General features: G+C 62.4%; 11 protein-coding genes and 1 pseudogene. 9 read left to right on the top strand and 3 right to left on the bottom strand.

The annotated features are described in order from the left end of the window. The 9 genes from CSQ85_RS07280 to ilvC all read left to right on the top strand — a co-directional run bounded on the left by CSQ85_RS07280 (position 1) and on the right by ilvC (position 11,831). A complete protein-coding gene (locus CSQ85_RS07280) occupies positions 1-1,005 on the top strand; it encodes an ABC transporter permease (protein WP_150383511.1) in 1,005 nt (334 codons plus the stop codon). Beyond that, complete coding sequence (locus CSQ85_RS07275) at positions 1,002-1,925, top strand: ABC transporter ATP-binding protein (protein WP_150354114.1); 924 nt, start codon at positions 1,002-1,004, stop codon at positions 1,923-1,925. Before CSQ85_RS07280 ends, CSQ85_RS07275 begins: the two co-directional genes overlap by 4 nt. Positions 1,926-1,930: 5 nt before the next feature. After that, positions 1,931-2,755 carry an ABC transporter ATP-binding protein gene (locus tag CSQ85_RS07270; RefSeq protein WP_150383510.1) on the top strand — a complete coding sequence of 275 codons (825 nt, stop codon included), beginning with the start codon at positions 1,931-1,933 and terminating at the stop codon, positions 2,753-2,755. A 36-nt stretch (positions 2,756-2,791) separates the two neighbouring features. After that, positions 2,792-5,518 (top strand): glycoside hydrolase family 2 protein, encoded by a 2,727-nt coding sequence (locus CSQ85_RS07265; protein ID WP_150383509.1) that lies wholly within the window; start codon positions 2,792-2,794, stop codon positions 5,516-5,518. A 264-nt stretch (positions 5,519-5,782) separates the two neighbouring features. Next, positions 5,783-6,826, top strand: a complete 1,044-nt coding sequence (locus CSQ85_RS07260; protein WP_150383508.1) for a LacI family DNA-binding transcriptional regulator — start codon at positions 5,783-5,785, stop codon at positions 6,824-6,826. A 266-nt stretch (positions 6,827-7,092) separates the two neighbouring features. Continuing rightward, positions 7,093-7,311 carry a hypothetical protein gene (locus CSQ85_RS07255; RefSeq protein ID WP_107042253.1) on the top strand — a complete coding sequence of 73 codons (219 nt, stop codon included), beginning with the start codon at positions 7,093-7,095 and terminating at the stop codon, positions 7,309-7,311. 80 nt (positions 7,312-7,391) lie between these two features. Continuing rightward, the gene (locus tag CSQ85_RS07250) at positions 7,392-8,630 is read left to right on the top strand and encodes an AGE family epimerase/isomerase (RefSeq protein WP_150383507.1); all 1,239 of its coding nucleotides are present in this window, start codon (positions 7,392-7,394) and stop codon (positions 8,628-8,630) included. Between the two features lie 341 nt (positions 8,631-8,971). Further along, positions 8,972-10,060, top strand: coding sequence for a hypothetical protein (locus tag CSQ85_RS07245; protein ID WP_223846897.1), 1,089 nt, complete (start codon positions 8,972-8,974; stop codon positions 10,058-10,060). Positions 10,061-10,613: 553 nt separating this feature from the next. Continuing rightward, positions 10,614-11,831, top strand: a complete 1,218-nt coding sequence (gene ilvC / locus CSQ85_RS07240; protein ID WP_263390569.1) for a ketol-acid reductoisomerase — start codon at positions 10,614-10,616, stop codon at positions 11,829-11,831. A 197-nt stretch (positions 11,832-12,028) separates the two neighbouring features. Here the strand turns inward: ilvC and CSQ85_RS07235 are convergent, their stop codons facing one another. From CSQ85_RS07235 to CSQ85_RS07225, 3 genes and pseudogenes are all read right to left on the bottom strand, one after another. Beyond that, positions 12,029-13,507, bottom strand: a complete 1,479-nt coding sequence (locus CSQ85_RS07235; protein ID WP_150383506.1) for an amino acid permease — start codon at positions 13,505-13,507, stop codon at positions 12,029-12,031. Between the two features lie 294 nt (positions 13,508-13,801). After that, a pseudogene (locus tag CSQ85_RS07230) lies at positions 13,802-14,380 on the bottom strand (TetR/AcrR family transcriptional regulator); the annotation flags it as partial. Positions 14,381-14,554: 174 nt separating this feature from the next. Then, positions 14,555-16,018, bottom strand: a complete 1,464-nt coding sequence (locus tag CSQ85_RS07225; RefSeq protein WP_150383505.1) for an ATP-binding protein — start codon at positions 16,016-16,018, stop codon at positions 14,555-14,557. Between the last annotated feature and the right edge of the window lie 166 nt (positions 16,019-16,184).

Genomic DNA, 16,184 nt, shown 5'->3' with positions numbered 1-16,184 from the left:
ATGGCTGCAACAACCACCAAAGCCGGCAAGGCCCGCAAATCCCGCGCCGACTCCATGCTTCCCCCGATGACGCCGAAGCTGGCCGTCGGCCTGACGATCGTCGCCCTCATCGCCGCGTTCGCCATCTTCGTGCCGTTCTTCGTGGACGACCCGAACAAGGTCAGCGACATCGGCATGACCGGCCCCAGCGCCGAACACTGGCTCGGCACCACGCAGACCGGACAGGACGTGTTCGCCCAGCTCGCCTACGCCTGCCGTGGCTCCCTGTTCATCGGACTGACCGTCGGCGTGCTCGCCGTGGCCCTCTCCAGCTTCTTCGGCATCCTCGGCGCCTACGTGGGCGGCGCCACCGACGAGGCGTTCTCCCTCCTATCCAACGTGATGCTCGTCATCCCGGGCCTGCCGCTGATGATCGTCATCGCCAGCTACATGCCCTCCAAGTCGTCCGTGCTCGTCGCCGGCGTGCTCGCCCTGACCTCCTGGGCCGGACCCGCCCGAGTGCTGCGCGGCTATACGATGTCCGTCCGCTCCCGCGACTACGTACTCGCCGCACGCGTCGCCGGCGAGAAGCCGTGGCGCATCCTGTTCGTCGAGATCTTCCCGAACCTCATCCCGCTGCTCGCCTCCCAGGCCATGAGCGCCGTCATCGCCGCCATCCTCGGTGAGGCCGGCCTGTCCTACCTCGGCCTCGGCGCCACCGACTCCTACACCTGGGGCACGATGCTCTACTACGCGCAGAACGGCATGGCGCTGATCCTCGGCGCATGGTGGTGGTTCATCCCGCCGGGACTGTGCATCGCCCTGTTCGGCGCGGCCCTCGCGCTCATCAACTTCTCGGTCGATGAGATCGTCAACCCGAAGCTCAAGGCCGCGACCCGCAGCCAGATCAAGAAGTGGAAGCTCGAGGAGAAGGCCGGCAAGGCCAAGACCGACGCCGCGTTCACCCCGGTTGCCAGCGTCAACGGCAACGTCATTAACGGTACGAAGGAGGCCGTGGCATCATGACCGAGACGACTGAGATCAAGACCAACGTCATCCCGCCCGTCTACGAAACGGACCCGGTGCTTGAGATCGACGACTTCTGCGTCGAATACCGCGCCGAGAAAACCGTGCAGGCCGTCAAGCACGTGAACCTGAAGCTCGGCCGCGGCGAGGTCCTCGGCCTCGCCGGCGAATCCGGCTGCGGCAAGTCCACGCTCGCCTACGGCGTCAACCGGCTCCTGAAGCCGCCGGCGGTCATCACCTCCGGCCGTGTGGTCTTCAACTCCCGTGAAGGCTACCCGATCGACGTGCGAGCCCTCGAAGGCGACGACCTGCGCATGTTCCGCTGGGAGAAGATCTCCATGGTCTTCCAGGGCGCGATGAACTCGCTCAACCCGGTCAAGAAGATCAAGGATCAGCTGGGTGACGTGTTCACCACCCACCGCCCGGAAATGAGCAAGAAGGAACGCCTCGACAAGTGCGGCGAACTGCTGGAGCGCGTCGGCGTGGACCGCAACCGCCTCAACGCCTACCCGCACGAGCTGTCCGGCGGCATGCGCCAGCGCGTGATGATCGCGATGGCCATGGCCCTCGACCCGCAGGTCATGATCATGGACGAACCCACCACCGCCCTCGACGTCGTGGTCCAGCGCGAGATCCTGCGCGAGATCACGCGTCTCAAGGACGAGTTCGGCTTCGCGGTGATCTTCATCACCCACGACCTGCCGCTGCTGCTGGAGATCTCCGACCGCATCGCCGTGATGCGCAAAGGCGAGATCATCGAACTGAACGACGCGATGAGCCTGTACACCAACCCGCAGCAGGAATACACCGCCAAGCTGCTCTCCAGCTTCCCCTCCCTGACCGGAGACCGAGGTTCGTTCATCCGCACCGGTTCCGAGGACCTCGCCGAAGGCGCCTCGCCGTTCGCCACCAAGGAGTGAGCATCATGACCACGCTGCAACTCAAGGACGTCACCAAGCAGTTCGACCTGCGTTCCGGCTTCAAGACCACGAAGTTCACGGCAGTAAGCCACGCGAACTTCACGCTCGAATCCGGCAAGACCGTGGCCCTGGTCGGTCAGTCCGGCTCCGGCAAGTCCACGATCGCGAAGATGATCCTCGGCCTCGAGACCCCCACCGAAGGCCAGATCCTCATCGACGGCAAGCCGGTCGAGCATCATGGCCGCAAAGCGGACCACATCTTCCGCAAAACCGTGCAGATGGTCTTCCAGGACCCGTACGCCTCGCTCAATCCGTTCCACACCGTGGAGCACCATATCGCCAGACCGATGAAGCTACATCACCCGGGCATGAGCAACGAGGAAGTGCACAAGCGCGTTATCGAACTGCTCGACCGTGTGCGTCTCACTCCCGGCGAGGACTTCGCCAAGCGCCTGCCCAGCGAACTGTCCGGCGGCCAGCGCCAGCGCGTCGCCATCGCCCGCGCGCTCGCCCCGGAGCCGAGCATCCTCATCGCGGACGAGCCGGTCTCCGCGCTCGACGTGTCCATCCGACTCGGCGTGCTCAACCTGCTCGCCCGACTCCAGCGCGAGGAGAACCTCGGCGTGCTGTACATCACGCACGACATGGCCACCGCACGCCACTTCTCCGACGAGATCATGGTGATGTGCCGCGGCGAAATCGTGGAACGCGGCCCCGCCGACGACGTGATCCTCAATCCGAAGAGCGACTATACGAAGACCCTCATCGGTGCCGCGCCCGACCCGGAGCGCCGCCTCAAGGAGCTCGCCGCCGCCCGCGCCGCCCACTGACAACCGCAAACCGTCATCATCATCGCAAGGAACACCATGACGACCATCACCACCCCGCGCACGTTCTCCGCACTCGAAAGCGGATGGACGCTCACCGCGCTCAACCCCGAACTCGCGCCGGAGGAACTGCGCGAACGTCTCACTGCAGGCATCCCCGCGACCGTGCCGGGCGAAGCGACCGTCGACCTGTTCCGCGCCGGACTCATCGGCGACCCCTTCGACGGCGACAACGAGAACCGCCAACAGTGGATCGGCGACATCGTCTGGCGATTCACCTGTGAATTCGACTGGCGCGATGACGGCAACACGCGCCACGACATCGTCGCCTACGGGCTCGACACCGTCGCGTACGTCGCGCTCAACGGCATCATCGTCGGCGAAACGCGCAACTTCCACCGCACATACCGTTGGGACGTGCGCCCGTACCTGCGCGACGGGGCCAACCGTCTGAGCGTCACGTTCCTGTCGCCCGTGGCAAGCTCCGACGACGCCGAACGCCGTCGCGGCTACTACCCGCATACCGAACACCACGCGTTCAACCAGATCCGCAAGCCCAGCTACTCCTTCGGTTGGGACTGGGGCATCGACGTCGCCAATGCCGGCATCTGGCGTCCGATCGGCATCGACTCGTGGAGCGGCGCGCGCATCGCCTCCGTCCGCCCGCTTGTCGACGTCCGTCCGGATGGCACCGGCGTGCTCGACGTTCACGTCGAGGTCGAACGCGCCGGACGCGGCCGCGTGATGACCGTGGCCGACGCGCTGGACCTCAACGGTGTGACCGGCGACGGCAGCGGCGCGCTGCCCGTGACCGTCACCGTCGGCGGCTACGACGTCAACCTCGAAGTGGCCGGCGTTGTCGAGGAAGGACGCGACGAGGCCGTGCTCACCGTCGAAATCCCCGAAGTGCGACGCTGGTGGCCGCGCGGCTACGGTGAGCAGCCGCTGTATGACGTGCACGTGGCAGTCGGCGGCATCGCCACGGAAGCCGAGTGGCGCGGCCACGTCGGCTTCCGCACCCTCGCCGTCGACACCCGCGCCGACATGACCGGACGCCCGTTCCGGATCACCGTCAACGACGTGCCGGTGCACGCGCGCGGTTACAACTGGATCCCCGACTCCGCATTTCCCTCGCAGGTGGATGACGCGCGCTACCGCCGCGGCATCACCGACCTCGTCGAATCGAATTCGAACATGGTGCGCGTGTGGGGCGGCGGCATCTATGAAGCCGACGAATTCTACGACATGTGCGACCGCGAAGGCATCATGGTCTGGCAGGACTTCATGCTCGCCTGCGCCGCCTACCCGGAAGACGCCGAAACGAAGGCCGAAGTGGAAGCCGAAGCCCGCGAACAGATCGCGCGCCTGAGCTCCCACGCCAGTCTGACCGTGTGGAACGGCTCCAACGAGAACTACGTGGCCTACAGCGAATGGTGGGGCTTCAAGCAGGCCCTGCGCGCCGACGACCTGCCCGCCAACGAGCACGGCTACGGCGAAAAGGGCTGGGGCGACTACTACTACTCCGAACTGTTCCCCGCGTTGCTCGCCGAACTCGACCCGGTCCACGTGTACCTGCCGAGCTCCCCGATGAGCTTCACCCCGTTCACCGACGCCAACAAGGACGTGGACGGCACCATGCACATCTGGGACGTGTGGAACCGTCAGGACTACCGCAAATACCTCGACTACACGCCGCGCTTCGCCGACGAATTCGGCTATCAGGCGCCGCCCGCCTGGAGCACGCTCACCAGCGTGGTCCACGACGAGAAGCTCGACCCGTTCGGTACGCAGATGCTCGTCCACCAGAAAGCGTCCGGAGGCAACGTCAAACTCGCCCGTGGCATGCGCTCGCATCTGACCCCCGGCCGCTTCGACGACGTGAGCTATAACGCTGACGGCACGCGTGACTGGCTCATCCCCACCGACCGTTGGAACGACATCGAGGACTGGCATTGGGCATGCCAGCTGCAGCAGGCACAGGCCATCCGCTTCGGCGTCGAGCACATGCGCTCGTTGGAACCGGTGAACGCCGGCGCGCTGATCTGGCAGATCAACGACGACTGGCCGGTCGTCTCCTGGGCGGCCGTCGACTACAACGGTCACCGCAAGCCGCTGTGGTACGCCTCGCGCGACTTCTTCGCGCCGCGCTTCGCCACGATCCAGCCGCGCGTCTCCGCCCGGGCGCAGGCCGATCTGAGCTGGGAAGGCAAGAAGGTCAATCCGGACACGCTCGCGCTCGTCGTCGTCAACGACACTTGCTCGCCGTGGCATGGCTCGTGGACGGTCGAGCGCCGCACGCTCGCCGGCGAGACGCTCGCCTCGCAGACCTTCGACGATGTCATGTTGGAGGCGACGTCATCGGTCACGCTGACGCTCGACGCGTCCGTCGCCGTGTTCCGCGACTCGACGGATGAGATCCTCATCGCGACGCCCGCCGGTGATGACGGCTTCGCCCGCGTCATCCACAATCCGGCCGAAGTCATCGAACAGAAGCTCGACCGTGCGCCGTTCACGGCGACGGTCGAGGCCGTCGACGAGGGATACGCGCTGAAGGTGACGGCGCACGCCTACGCCCGCGACGTGTTCTGCATGGTCGACAAGGTCGATGCGGCCGCGTCGATCGACGGCGGACTGGTGACGTTGCTGCCCGGCGAGACGGTCGTCTGGCATATCGCCTCGGACGGCGTCGACGATCCGCAGGCGTTCACGGCGGCCAACGTGCTGCGTTCGGCCAACGATCTCAATCGAGACTGGGCTGTGGCGTGACGGAGCTGAACGCCCGCGGCCTCGGTCTGGGTGTCGCAGTGGGCGTGTGGTGCGCCGCATGGATGTCGTAAGGCTAGTATGGGGAACGACTGTACGGGTTCAGTGCCGCGGCATGGAACCCGTACCGCGTACCTGAACGGGAATATGCCGGGATGGATGCGCCCCGCGTGATCGCGCGTGAATCGCGCGCAGTCGGTTCGAATGAATCATGCGAACCGGTGTGATACGTGGCAGGGCCCCGATGTATGAGGAAAGTGGAGAACCATGGCGAAAGGCACCATCACCATCGCTGATGTGGCGAAGGCCTCCGGCGTATCGAAAAGCGCGGTGTCGTACGCGCTGAATGGCAAGGCCGGCGTCTCCGAGGAGACCCGTGCCAAGGTGCTCAAATTGGCGCGTTCCATGGGGTGGAAGCCGAACAGTGCCGCGAAGTCCCTTTCCGATGCCTGCACCAGGTTCATTGGCGTGGTGCTGATGGTGGCTGATGCAGAGGGTTTCGGCTCGGGCCTGTTCGCCATGGACTGCCTCGCCGGCTTGAGCAAGGCCGTGGACCCGCGCGACTATTCCATCGTGCTGCGCATGACCGCGGGCGGCGCCGCGGCTGCCTGCCGCATCTACGAGGATTGGATCGCCTCCGGCAAGGTGGACGCGCATCTCATCTTGGGCGTCGAACTTGGAGACCCGCGACTGGCGCTGTTCCGTGAACACCCCGAAGCCAAGGCCCTGTTCATCTCCCAGCGTGAGATCACCAGCGGGCTGCCCACGCTCTACAGTTCCGACGACGAAGGCGCGCGCATGGTCGTCCGATACCTGCACGGCTTGGGCCATCGCAACATCGCGCGCATCGCCGGCCCCGAGGAATACGTGCACACGTTGGCGCGCGACAACGCCACCGCCGACGAATGTTCCAAACTGGGCATGCGCTGCACCACCCTGCATGGCAAGTACATGGCTGAAACCGGCGAGCGGCTGTGCAACGCGATTCTGGACTTCGGACACCGTCCCACTGCGATCATATGCGATACGGATACTACGGCGGTCGGCGCGCTGCATGCGGCCTTGGCCCGTGGAATTTCCGTGCCGGAGGATCTTTCCATCGTGGCCTGGGATGATTCCGCCGCATGCGTTTCGTCCACGCCCACGCTCACTGCCCTGCACCGCGATGTCCGGGCGCTCGGACTGAAAGCGGGGGAGATGCTGTTGCACATGATCGACGGGGAGACTGTCGGCGATGAGCCAGAGCCGCCGTACCGTCTGGTGAAGAGGGCTTCCACCGGGCCTGTGATTGTGTCTGCGCCAGTAGCGTAGTGGTGGCGGGGCCGACTGCTTGGGCTGGTTCGGGTGTCGATGGACTGCGGTCTGACTGTTTGACGGTTTGGCGGTTCTGTCTGTTTGGCGACTTGACGACTTTATCGGTTCATTGAAAATGTGCCTCTTCAAATGCGTAGTCAGCACGAACTTGTTGCGATTCTAGGATCTCTTTGGCGTGTCGCACTTTCTTTGCCATATACTTTACTTAAGCGGTTCAGTTACCGACGACGACGCTTAGCAACCAAGAATCAAAGGAGCCTCTTATGTCTAACTTCGTTTCTGCCCGCATGTCATCCAAGACGACTGTGGATTCGATCGTCTTCTTCATGTTGGGAATTCTTCTCACCGTTGCGGGTCTTACCATTTCGTCCGCTATCCCCACGTTCCCGGCCAGCGTGCTCGGCATGGTCGCGGTGGTGGTAGGTGTGGCGTTGGCTGCCAGCTTCTATGGTGCCGCCCTGTGCCAGGAGCTTAACCGATAAATAAGCCGTGGCGGACACCGCCTTGCATGTGCGGAAGCGGTGGCAACGCCATTCGGGAAATCTGGCGAAAGGAAAAAACAATGGGAACTCAATCCCGATATGAGCTCGGAACTCCGGAAAACAAGACGTGGCTCAATGGGCAGCGTGACTCCCTGATGGCTTTCGGCCACGCGTTCCCCGCCCCGACCGGCGGTTCGTATTGGCTGGGGGACGACGGCACTCCGTGGAAGGACCGTAATCGCGAAACGTGGATCACCTGCCGCATGACCCACGTCTACTCACTCGCCGCGTTCACCGGGCACGACGGCGCCGAGGCGCTCGTGGACGCCGGATTGAAGGGCCTCACGGGCGAACTCCATGACAGCGCCAACGGCGGCTGGTACGCGGCCGTCACCCCGGAAGGCGGCCACATCGGCACCAAGCAGTGCTACGCGCACGCCTTCGTACTGCTTGCCGCATCCTCTGCCACGCTGCTCGGCCGCCCCGGCGCCGCCGAACTGCTCGCCGATGCGCAACAGGTCTTCCTCAAGCGATTCTGGGACGACGAAATCGGCCTGTCCGTCGACACATGGAACGAGGACTTCACAGAACTCGACCCGTACCGCGGACTCAATGCCAACATGCACTCGGTCGAAGCGTTCCTCGCCGTGTCCGATGTCACCGGCGACGAAACGTGGCGCACGCGCGCCGGTCGCATCATCGACCACGTCATCGGCTGGGCAGAAAACAACGAATGGCGCATCCCCGAACACTTCCATGAGGACTGGTCGCTGGACCTCGAATGCAACTCCGACAAGAAGGACGACCAGTTCAAGCCGTACGGCGCCACCCCGGGGCACGGCATCGAATGGGCGCGACTCATCACCCAGTACGCGCTGAGCGCCCCAGGCCTTGCCGAGTCGAAGAAGACGCAGCTGATCGACGTCGCCGAGCACCTGTTCCGTCGCGCCGTGGCCGATGGTTGGGACGCTGACGGCGCGCCCGGCATCGTCTACACCACCGACTGGAACGGCGTGCCCGTCGTGCATGACCGTATGCACTGGACGCTCGCCGAAGCGATCAACACGTCCTCTGTGCTGGCATGCGTGACCGGCAAGACGGAATACGCCGACCTGTACTCGACCTTCCTCAAGTACGCCGACGATTGCGTCATCGACCACGTCAACGGTTCCTGGTTCCATCAGCTTGACCGCAACAACCAGCCGATCGGCACCGTCTGGCCGGGCAAGTCCGACCTGTACCACGCCACCCAGTCGATGATGATCCCGTTGACCGACCCGTCGTTGTCCATTGCCGTCGCATCAAAGGAGGGCCGTTGACCGCTGACCTGTCGTTGACTCGACTTGTTGGTGACTTTTGACTTTGATGTCATGATCGGTTGATTCCGGTCTTCTGCTTGTCCTTCTCCTTATTCATGGCCGTGCCGGTGTGCGTTTTCCCTTTTTCCCGCACACCGGCACGGCCTTTTGCAATCGACCGGGAGTGTCGTGCTCGATTTCGGGGGATTCAAGGCGAAATCGGCGGGTGGCTGTGCTGGGTCCCACGGAATATCTGGAATGTCTGCGCCCCTATTGCGCGCTTGTGAGCATTCCCGAGGGGCTTCGTCCACAAGAGTCGTTCCGGCTGTTCTGCGTCAACGCGCGTCCGATACGGTTCCGCCATGACCACTTTGACTACGTACGGCGCAATCGCCCTGACCAATGATGATCCGACCTTCGCCATCGATGTCGAATGGGATGACATTCAGCCCACGGCCTCGTCCGCGTCCTCACGGCCGCCCTATCCTAGCAACGCCAACGCATACGCAACCACTTCCGCGACAACGGTTACGGCGCAACCCACGATGCGTGAATCGCTCGCCCAACGCAGGGCCGACGCCATCCGCCGTTGCACGGACGCGGCGAAATCAGTCGGCAGGCGACTGCTCTTCGGCATGACCACGTCGCTCGCACTTCACTCCGTGCCGATCCCCGACGATTGCGATCTCGACACTACCGTGCTGCACACGGTCTCCAGCGAGAAGACGCGCAGAACTCGGGCATCCGGCAACGCCGTCGGCTCCACCATGGTGCCGCATCTCTGGCAGCCGCTGCCGCAAAACGGCAATACGCGTATCAATGGCCGTGTGTACGCCCTCGACCTGTTCCACACATGGGCCCAGCTGGCCGTCCATCTCCCGCTCGAATCGCTGGTCGTTCTCGGTGACGCCATTATCACCGCGATGACGCGGCAAGCGGCGCTGGCGCAAGGGCGCAATGCGGAGGAGATCCACCGGGAACTGACGCGCTTCGCCGACACCTTGCCGCGGTTCAAAGGGAAACGATCCTGCAGAGTGGCGTCGTCGCTCATCAGGTTCGGATCGGATTCGCCGCCCGAGACGAGAGAACGATTGTCGTTGCTGCGTCATGGGCTGCCGGATATGACGTTGAACCATGTGGTGGAGGATGCCCTGTTCCATTCCGGGGTGGCCATGACGCTGGACATGGCGTGGCCGGAATATCGGGTGGCGATTGAGTATGACGGTGATCATCATCGCACGGACAGAAAGCAATGGAAGCGAGATCAGGATAAGCGCAATCACCTGCAAAGCCGTGATTGGCTTGTTTTCATCGCGACCGGGGCGACGCTCGCGAACGAAACCGCGCGGGCTGAATTCGCGCTGAAGATCGCGCGGGCGTTGGCGTCGCGTGGGGCCAGATTCACGTTCCACGTCTTGGAGGCGCCACTCGAGGCGATCGCGAAGAGGTGATGGAATCGAGTCGGTGACGTTGAAGCGTGCCGTCGCCGTCTGTTTGGGGGATTCAAGGACAATACTGGCCGGAATCGCGCTGAGTCCCGTGAGTTCGGGGGATTCAGCGCGATTCTCCGTGATTTCTGTGCTGAGTCCCACGCTGCGGCGTTGTCAAAGCAGGTCAAGCGCGATCACGTGATCTTGCGGATCATGGAATCATTGGAAAATAGCCATTTTAACAGTGTGTCAATGCGGTGTGGGTGGGAGGGACGCACTGGGGGCGTGGGACTCAGCGTGAGAAAAGCGCAAAACCGTGCTGAGTCCCGTGGATTGGTGGGATTCAGTGTGGATACGGCCATTTCCAGCGCTGAGTCCCCCAGAATCGATGGCCGAACGCTGTTCCCGAGTCACTTGGGGCCTCCGGGAGGGGCCTAAGTGGCATGTCCCATGCGGGCGCGTCCACGATTCGGTTCATAAAGTCGTGATTTGGCCCACCTTGTGGACGGAAGCGCGGCGGCGGGGCGTGCATCGGTAGGATGGACCCCAGTTTCGAGGACACAATCCTCAACGCCTGGCATCGCCCCGACCCCGCGGCCGGAACGCCGGAACATCGACCGGCAATCCGGCGGAAGAAAGGGCGAACGCCGCAAGCGCTACACGCGCAACCACAACAACACCGTGTGCCGACCGCGCGAACCGTGCGTCGCGGAAGGTACGCAAGTTCAAGGAGTGCTACATGGCTGCACAGATCTGGTATGAGAACGACGGCGATCTTTCCGTGCTCGAAGGCAAGAAGGTCGCGATCATCGGCTACGGCTCGCAGGGCCACGCCCACGCGCTGAACCTGCGCGATTCGGGCGTCGACGTGGTCGTCGGCCTGCGTCCGACCTCCAAGTCCGTCGACTTCGCGAAGGAGCAGGGCCTCGAGGTCAAGTCCGTCCCGGAGGCCGCCGCCGAGGCCGACGTGATCATGATCCTCGCCCCCGACCAGTACCAGCGTACGATCTGGGCCAACGACATCGAGCCCAACATCAAGCCGGGCGCGGCCGTCGCGTTCGCCCACGGCTTCAACATCCACTACGGCTACATCAAGCCGAGCGAGGATCACCCGGTCTTCATGGTCGCGCCGAAGGGCCCGGGCCACATCGTGCGTCGTGAGTACGCCGCCGGCCGTGGCGTCCCGGTCGTCGTGGCCGTCGAGCAGGATCCGCGCGGTGACGGCTGGGCGCTGACCCTGGCCTACGCGAAGGCCCTCGGCGCCCTGCGCGCCGGCGCCATCAAGACCACGTTCAAGGAGGAGACCGAGACCGATCTCTTCGGCGAGCAGAACGTGCTCATGGGCGGCGTCAATAAGCTCGTCGAGATGGGCTTCGAGGTCCTCACCGACGCCGGCTACCAGCCGGAGATCGCCTACTTCGAGGTGTGCCACGAGCTCAAGATGCTTGTCGACCTGATGAACGAGGGTGGCCTCAACAAGGCGCGTTGGTCCTGCTCCGACACCGCCCAGTACGGCGACTACACCAACACCGTCATCAACGAGGACTGCCGCAAGCGCATGGAGTACCACCTCGGCCGCATCCAGGACGGCTCCTTCGCCAAGGAGTTCATCGACGATCAGGACGCCGGCGCCCCGCACTTCAAGGAGCTGCAGGAGAAGTACTCCAACGAGCGCATCGAGACCGTCGGCCCGAAGCTGCGCGCCATGTTCTCCTGGAACAAGGACGGCGTCAAGGACGCCGACGAGGCCAACTCCTTCACCGGCAAGATCGCCCGCGCCCAGGTGCAGTGAGTGTGTCGCTGAGACGTACAGCGAATCGTTCTCAATAGCGAATGTGTGAGGGTTGACGACTCGTCAATCGCACATAAGGAAATCCCCGAAACGGCGGAATGAAAGCCGTTTCGGGGATTTTCGTATGTGGTCAATCGCGTGCGATCCTGTGCGGTCGTCTCACACTTCCGCTATTGAGAACGATTCGCTGTAGTGCACTACTTCCGATTACTCACTTGATAGGCGATGAACAGGATCGCCAGCCAGATCACGCCGGCGATCACGGCCACGCGATAGCTGGCGGAGAAGCACATGAGCACCACGACGAGCGCGAGGAACGCGAGCACCACCCACGGGGTGACGCGCGCGAACGGCAGCTTGAAGTGGATCGCGTCGAGCGCCTCCTGACCCGAGAGCCCGGCCAGATCGGTGTCCTCGGGTGCGCCGCCGGCCGCGATCACACGGCGGAACTTCATCTCGGTGATCATGATCATCGTCCAGTTGATGATGCCCGCGATCGTGGCGATCGACATCAGGTAGTTGAATGCGAAATCGGGCCACACGAACACGACCACCACGGCGAACGCGGTGATCACGGCCGACGTGAGCACGCCCGCCACCGGCACGCCATGCGCGTTCAAGCGGCCCAGATAGGCGGGCGCGTTGCCCTGCTTGGCGAGCGAGTACAGCATGCGCGAGTTGGCGTACAGGCCGGAGTTGTACACGCTCATCACGGCGGTCAAGCACACGAAGTTCAAGATACCGGCGGCCGCGTGCACGCCCACCGAGTCGAAGATCTGCACGAACGGGCTGGTCTTGCCGTCGAGCGTGTTCCACGGCACCACGGCCATGATGACGCCGAGCGCGCCGATGTAGAACACGAGGATGCGCCAGATGATGTCGTTGGTGGCGCGCGGGATCGTGGTCTTCGGGTCCTCGGTCTCGCCGGCGGTGATGCCGATGAGCTCGGTGCCGCCGAAACTGAACATCACGACGACGAGCGCCATCAGGAGGCCCGTCCACGAACCGTCGGACGCGCGTCCCATCAGGCCGTTCGGCAGGAATCCGCCGCCCACGGTGAACCAGTTCGCGAAGCTTGCCTTCACGCCCGAGTCGGTCGGCAATGCGAAGACGATCACCGCGAGGCCGCCGACGATCATCGCGATCACGGCCACGATCTTGATGATCGCGAACCAGAACTCGAACTCGCCGAACTTGGAGACGCCCAGCAGGTTCGCCGCGCAGATCACCACGAGGAACACGGCCGCCGACACCCACGTCGGGATCGCCGGGAACCAGTAGTTGACGAACGAGCCGACCACCGCGAGCTCGACCATCGACACGAGGATGTAGTTGAACCAGTAGTTCCAGCCGGAGATGAAGCCGGCGCGCTTGGACCAGTAGCGTGTCGCGTAGTAGCTGAACGCGCCCGCCTTCGGGTCCTCGACGCTCATTTCGGACAGCGCGCGCACGATCATGAAGATCGCGAGGCCGCCGATCAGGTAGGCGAGCAGGATCGCAGGGCCGGCCAGCGCGATCGACTCGCTCGAGCCGTAGAACAGGCCCGTGCCGATCGCGCCGCCCAGCGCGATCAGCTGGATATGGCGGTTCTTCAGCGACTTGCGCAGCGTCGCCGGCACCGGCACGTCGTCGGTCTCGCGCGGCTTGTTGGGCTGTGGCGCGTTTGCAGCGCTCATGGATATTCTCTTTTCTCTCGTGTCATTGTGCGATACCGTCTGGGATTGGGCGGGTGCTGGTGCATCCGTGCGATGCGGCATCGTGGACAGCAGTATTGTACGGCTGTCATACTGTGTGACGCGTTCCACAGCCAGAGTCGTAGTCGTTTGCGGAAGTGTTTGTGTATGAGGCATCTGCGATGACGGATAAGTTGTGTGACAGTCCGTTTCGCCTCGTCACGCGCTTGTCCGGCGTTCGCAGGCGGTGTCGGAGCCAGGCTGTTCCGGTTCACCTGTCCGTTGCCCGGCCATATTGGCGGGAATGGACATCGTGAAAATGATGTGCGCCACGGATTCCGGGGTAGCGGCGAGATCGGTTGCGAGCCAGTGTTGGATGAGACCGATACTGCCGGAGACGGCGAACCGCATGCGCATCTGCGCCTCCTGCGGTGTGGCGGCGCCGGTCTGCATCCGCTCGACCATTGATTGTCTGCCGTAAATCAGTTCGAGCAGTTGCTGTTGGAATCCGACGTCCGCCTTCGGACTCATCAGCACTTGCAGATGATTGCGATTGTCGGCGATGTATCGGCACACGCGTTCGATGATGTGTTCGATGCCTGCCGGGTCCGGTTGCTTCATGAGCTGGTCGAGCGCGGCCGTGACCCATGCCATGGTGTCGTCCTCGATATCGTGCAGCAGCTCTTCGATGCTGGAGTAGTGGGCGTAGAACGTGGATCGGTTCACGTCCGCCCGTTCGCACAAGGCTTTGACGGTGATGTCACCGAGCGCCTGATCGCGGAGCAGCTCGATGAGTGCGTCCTGCATCGCGGCTCGGGTATAGCGCGTCCGCCGGCTTTCCGTCAGACCTTTGGCCTCTTTGGCTTCTTTGCCCATGATGTTGCCTTTCTGCTCGATAGTTCGATTCCGGAAAGTTGAGGAAAGTTGATTTCCATGGAATGGCGAGTGCGACTGACGTTGCCGTTCCTGCGTTTCCCGGCTCGTTGTCACGCGAGCGTCGGCTCATTTGGAGGAGCTCGGGAAAGTTGCGGCATGTGGCCGTGCGTCTGATCATGCCCATATGGGGATGTATTGCATGTAGCGAGGCGCTGTCTTCGGATCCAAAGGTTTGATGAGGGTTCTCTCCATAGTGCGTTTGATGAGTTTGGAAATCACTGGCTGTGATTGCTGTCCGAGACCGAATCGATGTCGAAGACTGCTGTTGGTCATATATGCTGATCCAGCGTCTTCATTGATATAGCGAAGGCAGGCGTGCATATAGCAAGCCCATTCCCTGTCGTCCATGGAGATGCTGCTGAACGGGCGCTCCGAGTAAAGCGTAACGCGTGTTCCTGTGTCATATCCTCGGATCCTCGGTGAAGGTAGCTCCATGAGTTCGCAGGACATGGCGATTTTGTCCCAGCCGGTACCGAGCTCTTCGCAGATTTTCATTCGGCGCATGAATGCGGCGGTGTCCTCATTGCGAGAGCGTGGCGGCGCGTCGATGATTCGCATTTGGTCGACCATGAGCGTGCCGGGATTGGTGATCTCCATGCGATGGTCGAAGATCTCGACCATCGGACCCGCTCCGGTCACGGTGAAATCCTGATGGATGAGGGCGTTGGCCACAGCTTCTCGAATGGCCAGTTCGGGGTAGTTCCCATGCTCCTCCCTCAATGACTTGCCGACTATCTCACGGGAGGGTGTCATGGCACTGATCAGTTTGATAAGTCCGTCGAAATTAACGGCGTAGCCGGTGGTGTATTCCTCTTCCTTGCTTGAGCCCATGCGGTTATCGCCGTCGTACCGGATGATCCTGACAGTCTTACGATTCAGCCGTGGGAAATCGGTGAGGTGTTTGGCGAAAAGAAGGGCGCCCATGTTGGAGATGGAATACCTTCCATCGTCCTGTCTGATGACGATCCCCTCCTCTTCAAAGTAGTCCACAATCGCTTGCATGGTTGAAGGATAGGGACGATTGAGATGGTCGAAACAGGATTGGGCGTCAAGTGATGACAGAACCTCTGTTGCGGTTAGATTATTTTTGGCGATGTCGTTCTCGAACCTGCTGGCGCGTAGGCGATCCCATAGAGCTGTTTGCTTCGATGGCACGTCCCGCAGTTTTTTCGTATAGCTGCCGACTCGGATGTACTCTGTCTTGTTGAATGACACGGGACGGTTCACGGCGCTGCTGATCTTGAGAACAAGCACATGTCGTTGCTCGTCGATTTGGGTGCGTAGAAAATCCAGTTCGGTATTGCCTGACAGTTGTGTGCGCACCCAGTTCTCAATCTCCTGCTGCTTGACGTGCATGGTGTGCCACTCGTTATCGGTGCCGAGTATCTCGTGGGTGGCGTCATCGACGCCCCAGATCAGGTAAGCGAATGGGTGTCCGGCGAGAGCGGCACCGTTTGCCAAGGCGCTTACATCTTCCCCGATCATTTCGGGGGTGTACTTGTTGTGCTTGAACTCCAGCCATTCGGTTTCGGCTGGTTGCTTGGCAAGTTCATTCACCAATAGCGTCAGATTTTCCATACATGCATTATCCTCCATCGGGAAAGTTAGGGAAAGTTACTGATATTGCTGCGGCCGATGGTGAAGACGTTGAAAATCCAATGTTTTATGGTCATTCGCTGAATGGTGTCGGGGATGGTATCGGGTGTGTGGGGCCTGAATTCGATGACTAGGGAAAGTTAGACGG

Origin of the sequence: Bifidobacterium rousetti (assembly GCF_008698235.1) — a bacterium.
In the GTDB taxonomy this organism is placed as follows: domain Bacteria; phylum Actinomycetota; class Actinomycetes; order Actinomycetales; family Bifidobacteriaceae; genus Bifidobacterium; species Bifidobacterium rousetti.
Note: the sequence above shows the minus strand (reverse complement) of the source record. Positions and strands in the feature narration are given on the sequence as shown.

Excerpts from the sequence above, each read along its gene's own strand:
- CSQ85_RS07275 (WP_150354114.1), top strand. The coding sequence starts at position 1,002 with ATGACCGAGACGACTGAGATCAAGACCAACGTCATCCCGCCCGTCTAC.
- CSQ85_RS07245 (WP_223846897.1), top strand. The coding sequence starts at position 8,972 with ATGACCACTTTGACTACGTACGGCGCAATCGCCCTGACCAATGATGAT.
- CSQ85_RS07270 (WP_150383510.1), top strand. The coding sequence starts at position 1,931 with ATGACCACGCTGCAACTCAAGGACGTCACCAAGCAGTTCGACCTGCGT.
- CSQ85_RS07255 (WP_107042253.1), top strand. The coding sequence starts at position 7,093 with ATGTCTAACTTCGTTTCTGCCCGCATGTCATCCAAGACGACTGTGGAT.
- CSQ85_RS07265 (WP_150383509.1), top strand. The coding sequence starts at position 2,792 with ATGACGACCATCACCACCCCGCGCACGTTCTCCGCACTCGAAAGCGGA.
- CSQ85_RS07260 (WP_150383508.1), top strand. The coding sequence starts at position 5,783 with ATGGCGAAAGGCACCATCACCATCGCTGATGTGGCGAAGGCCTCCGGC.
- CSQ85_RS07250 (WP_150383507.1), top strand. The coding sequence starts at position 7,392 with ATGGGAACTCAATCCCGATATGAGCTCGGAACTCCGGAAAACAAGACG.
- CSQ85_RS07235 (WP_150383506.1), bottom strand. The coding sequence starts at position 13,507 with ATGAGCGCTGCAAACGCGCCACAGCCCAACAAGCCGCGCGAGACCGAC.
- CSQ85_RS07280 (WP_150383511.1), top strand. The coding sequence starts at position 1 with ATGGCTGCAACAACCACCAAAGCCGGCAAGGCCCGCAAATCCCGCGCC.
- CSQ85_RS07225 (WP_150383505.1), bottom strand. The coding sequence starts at position 16,018 with ATGGAAAATCTGACGCTATTGGTGAATGAACTTGCCAAGCAACCAGCC.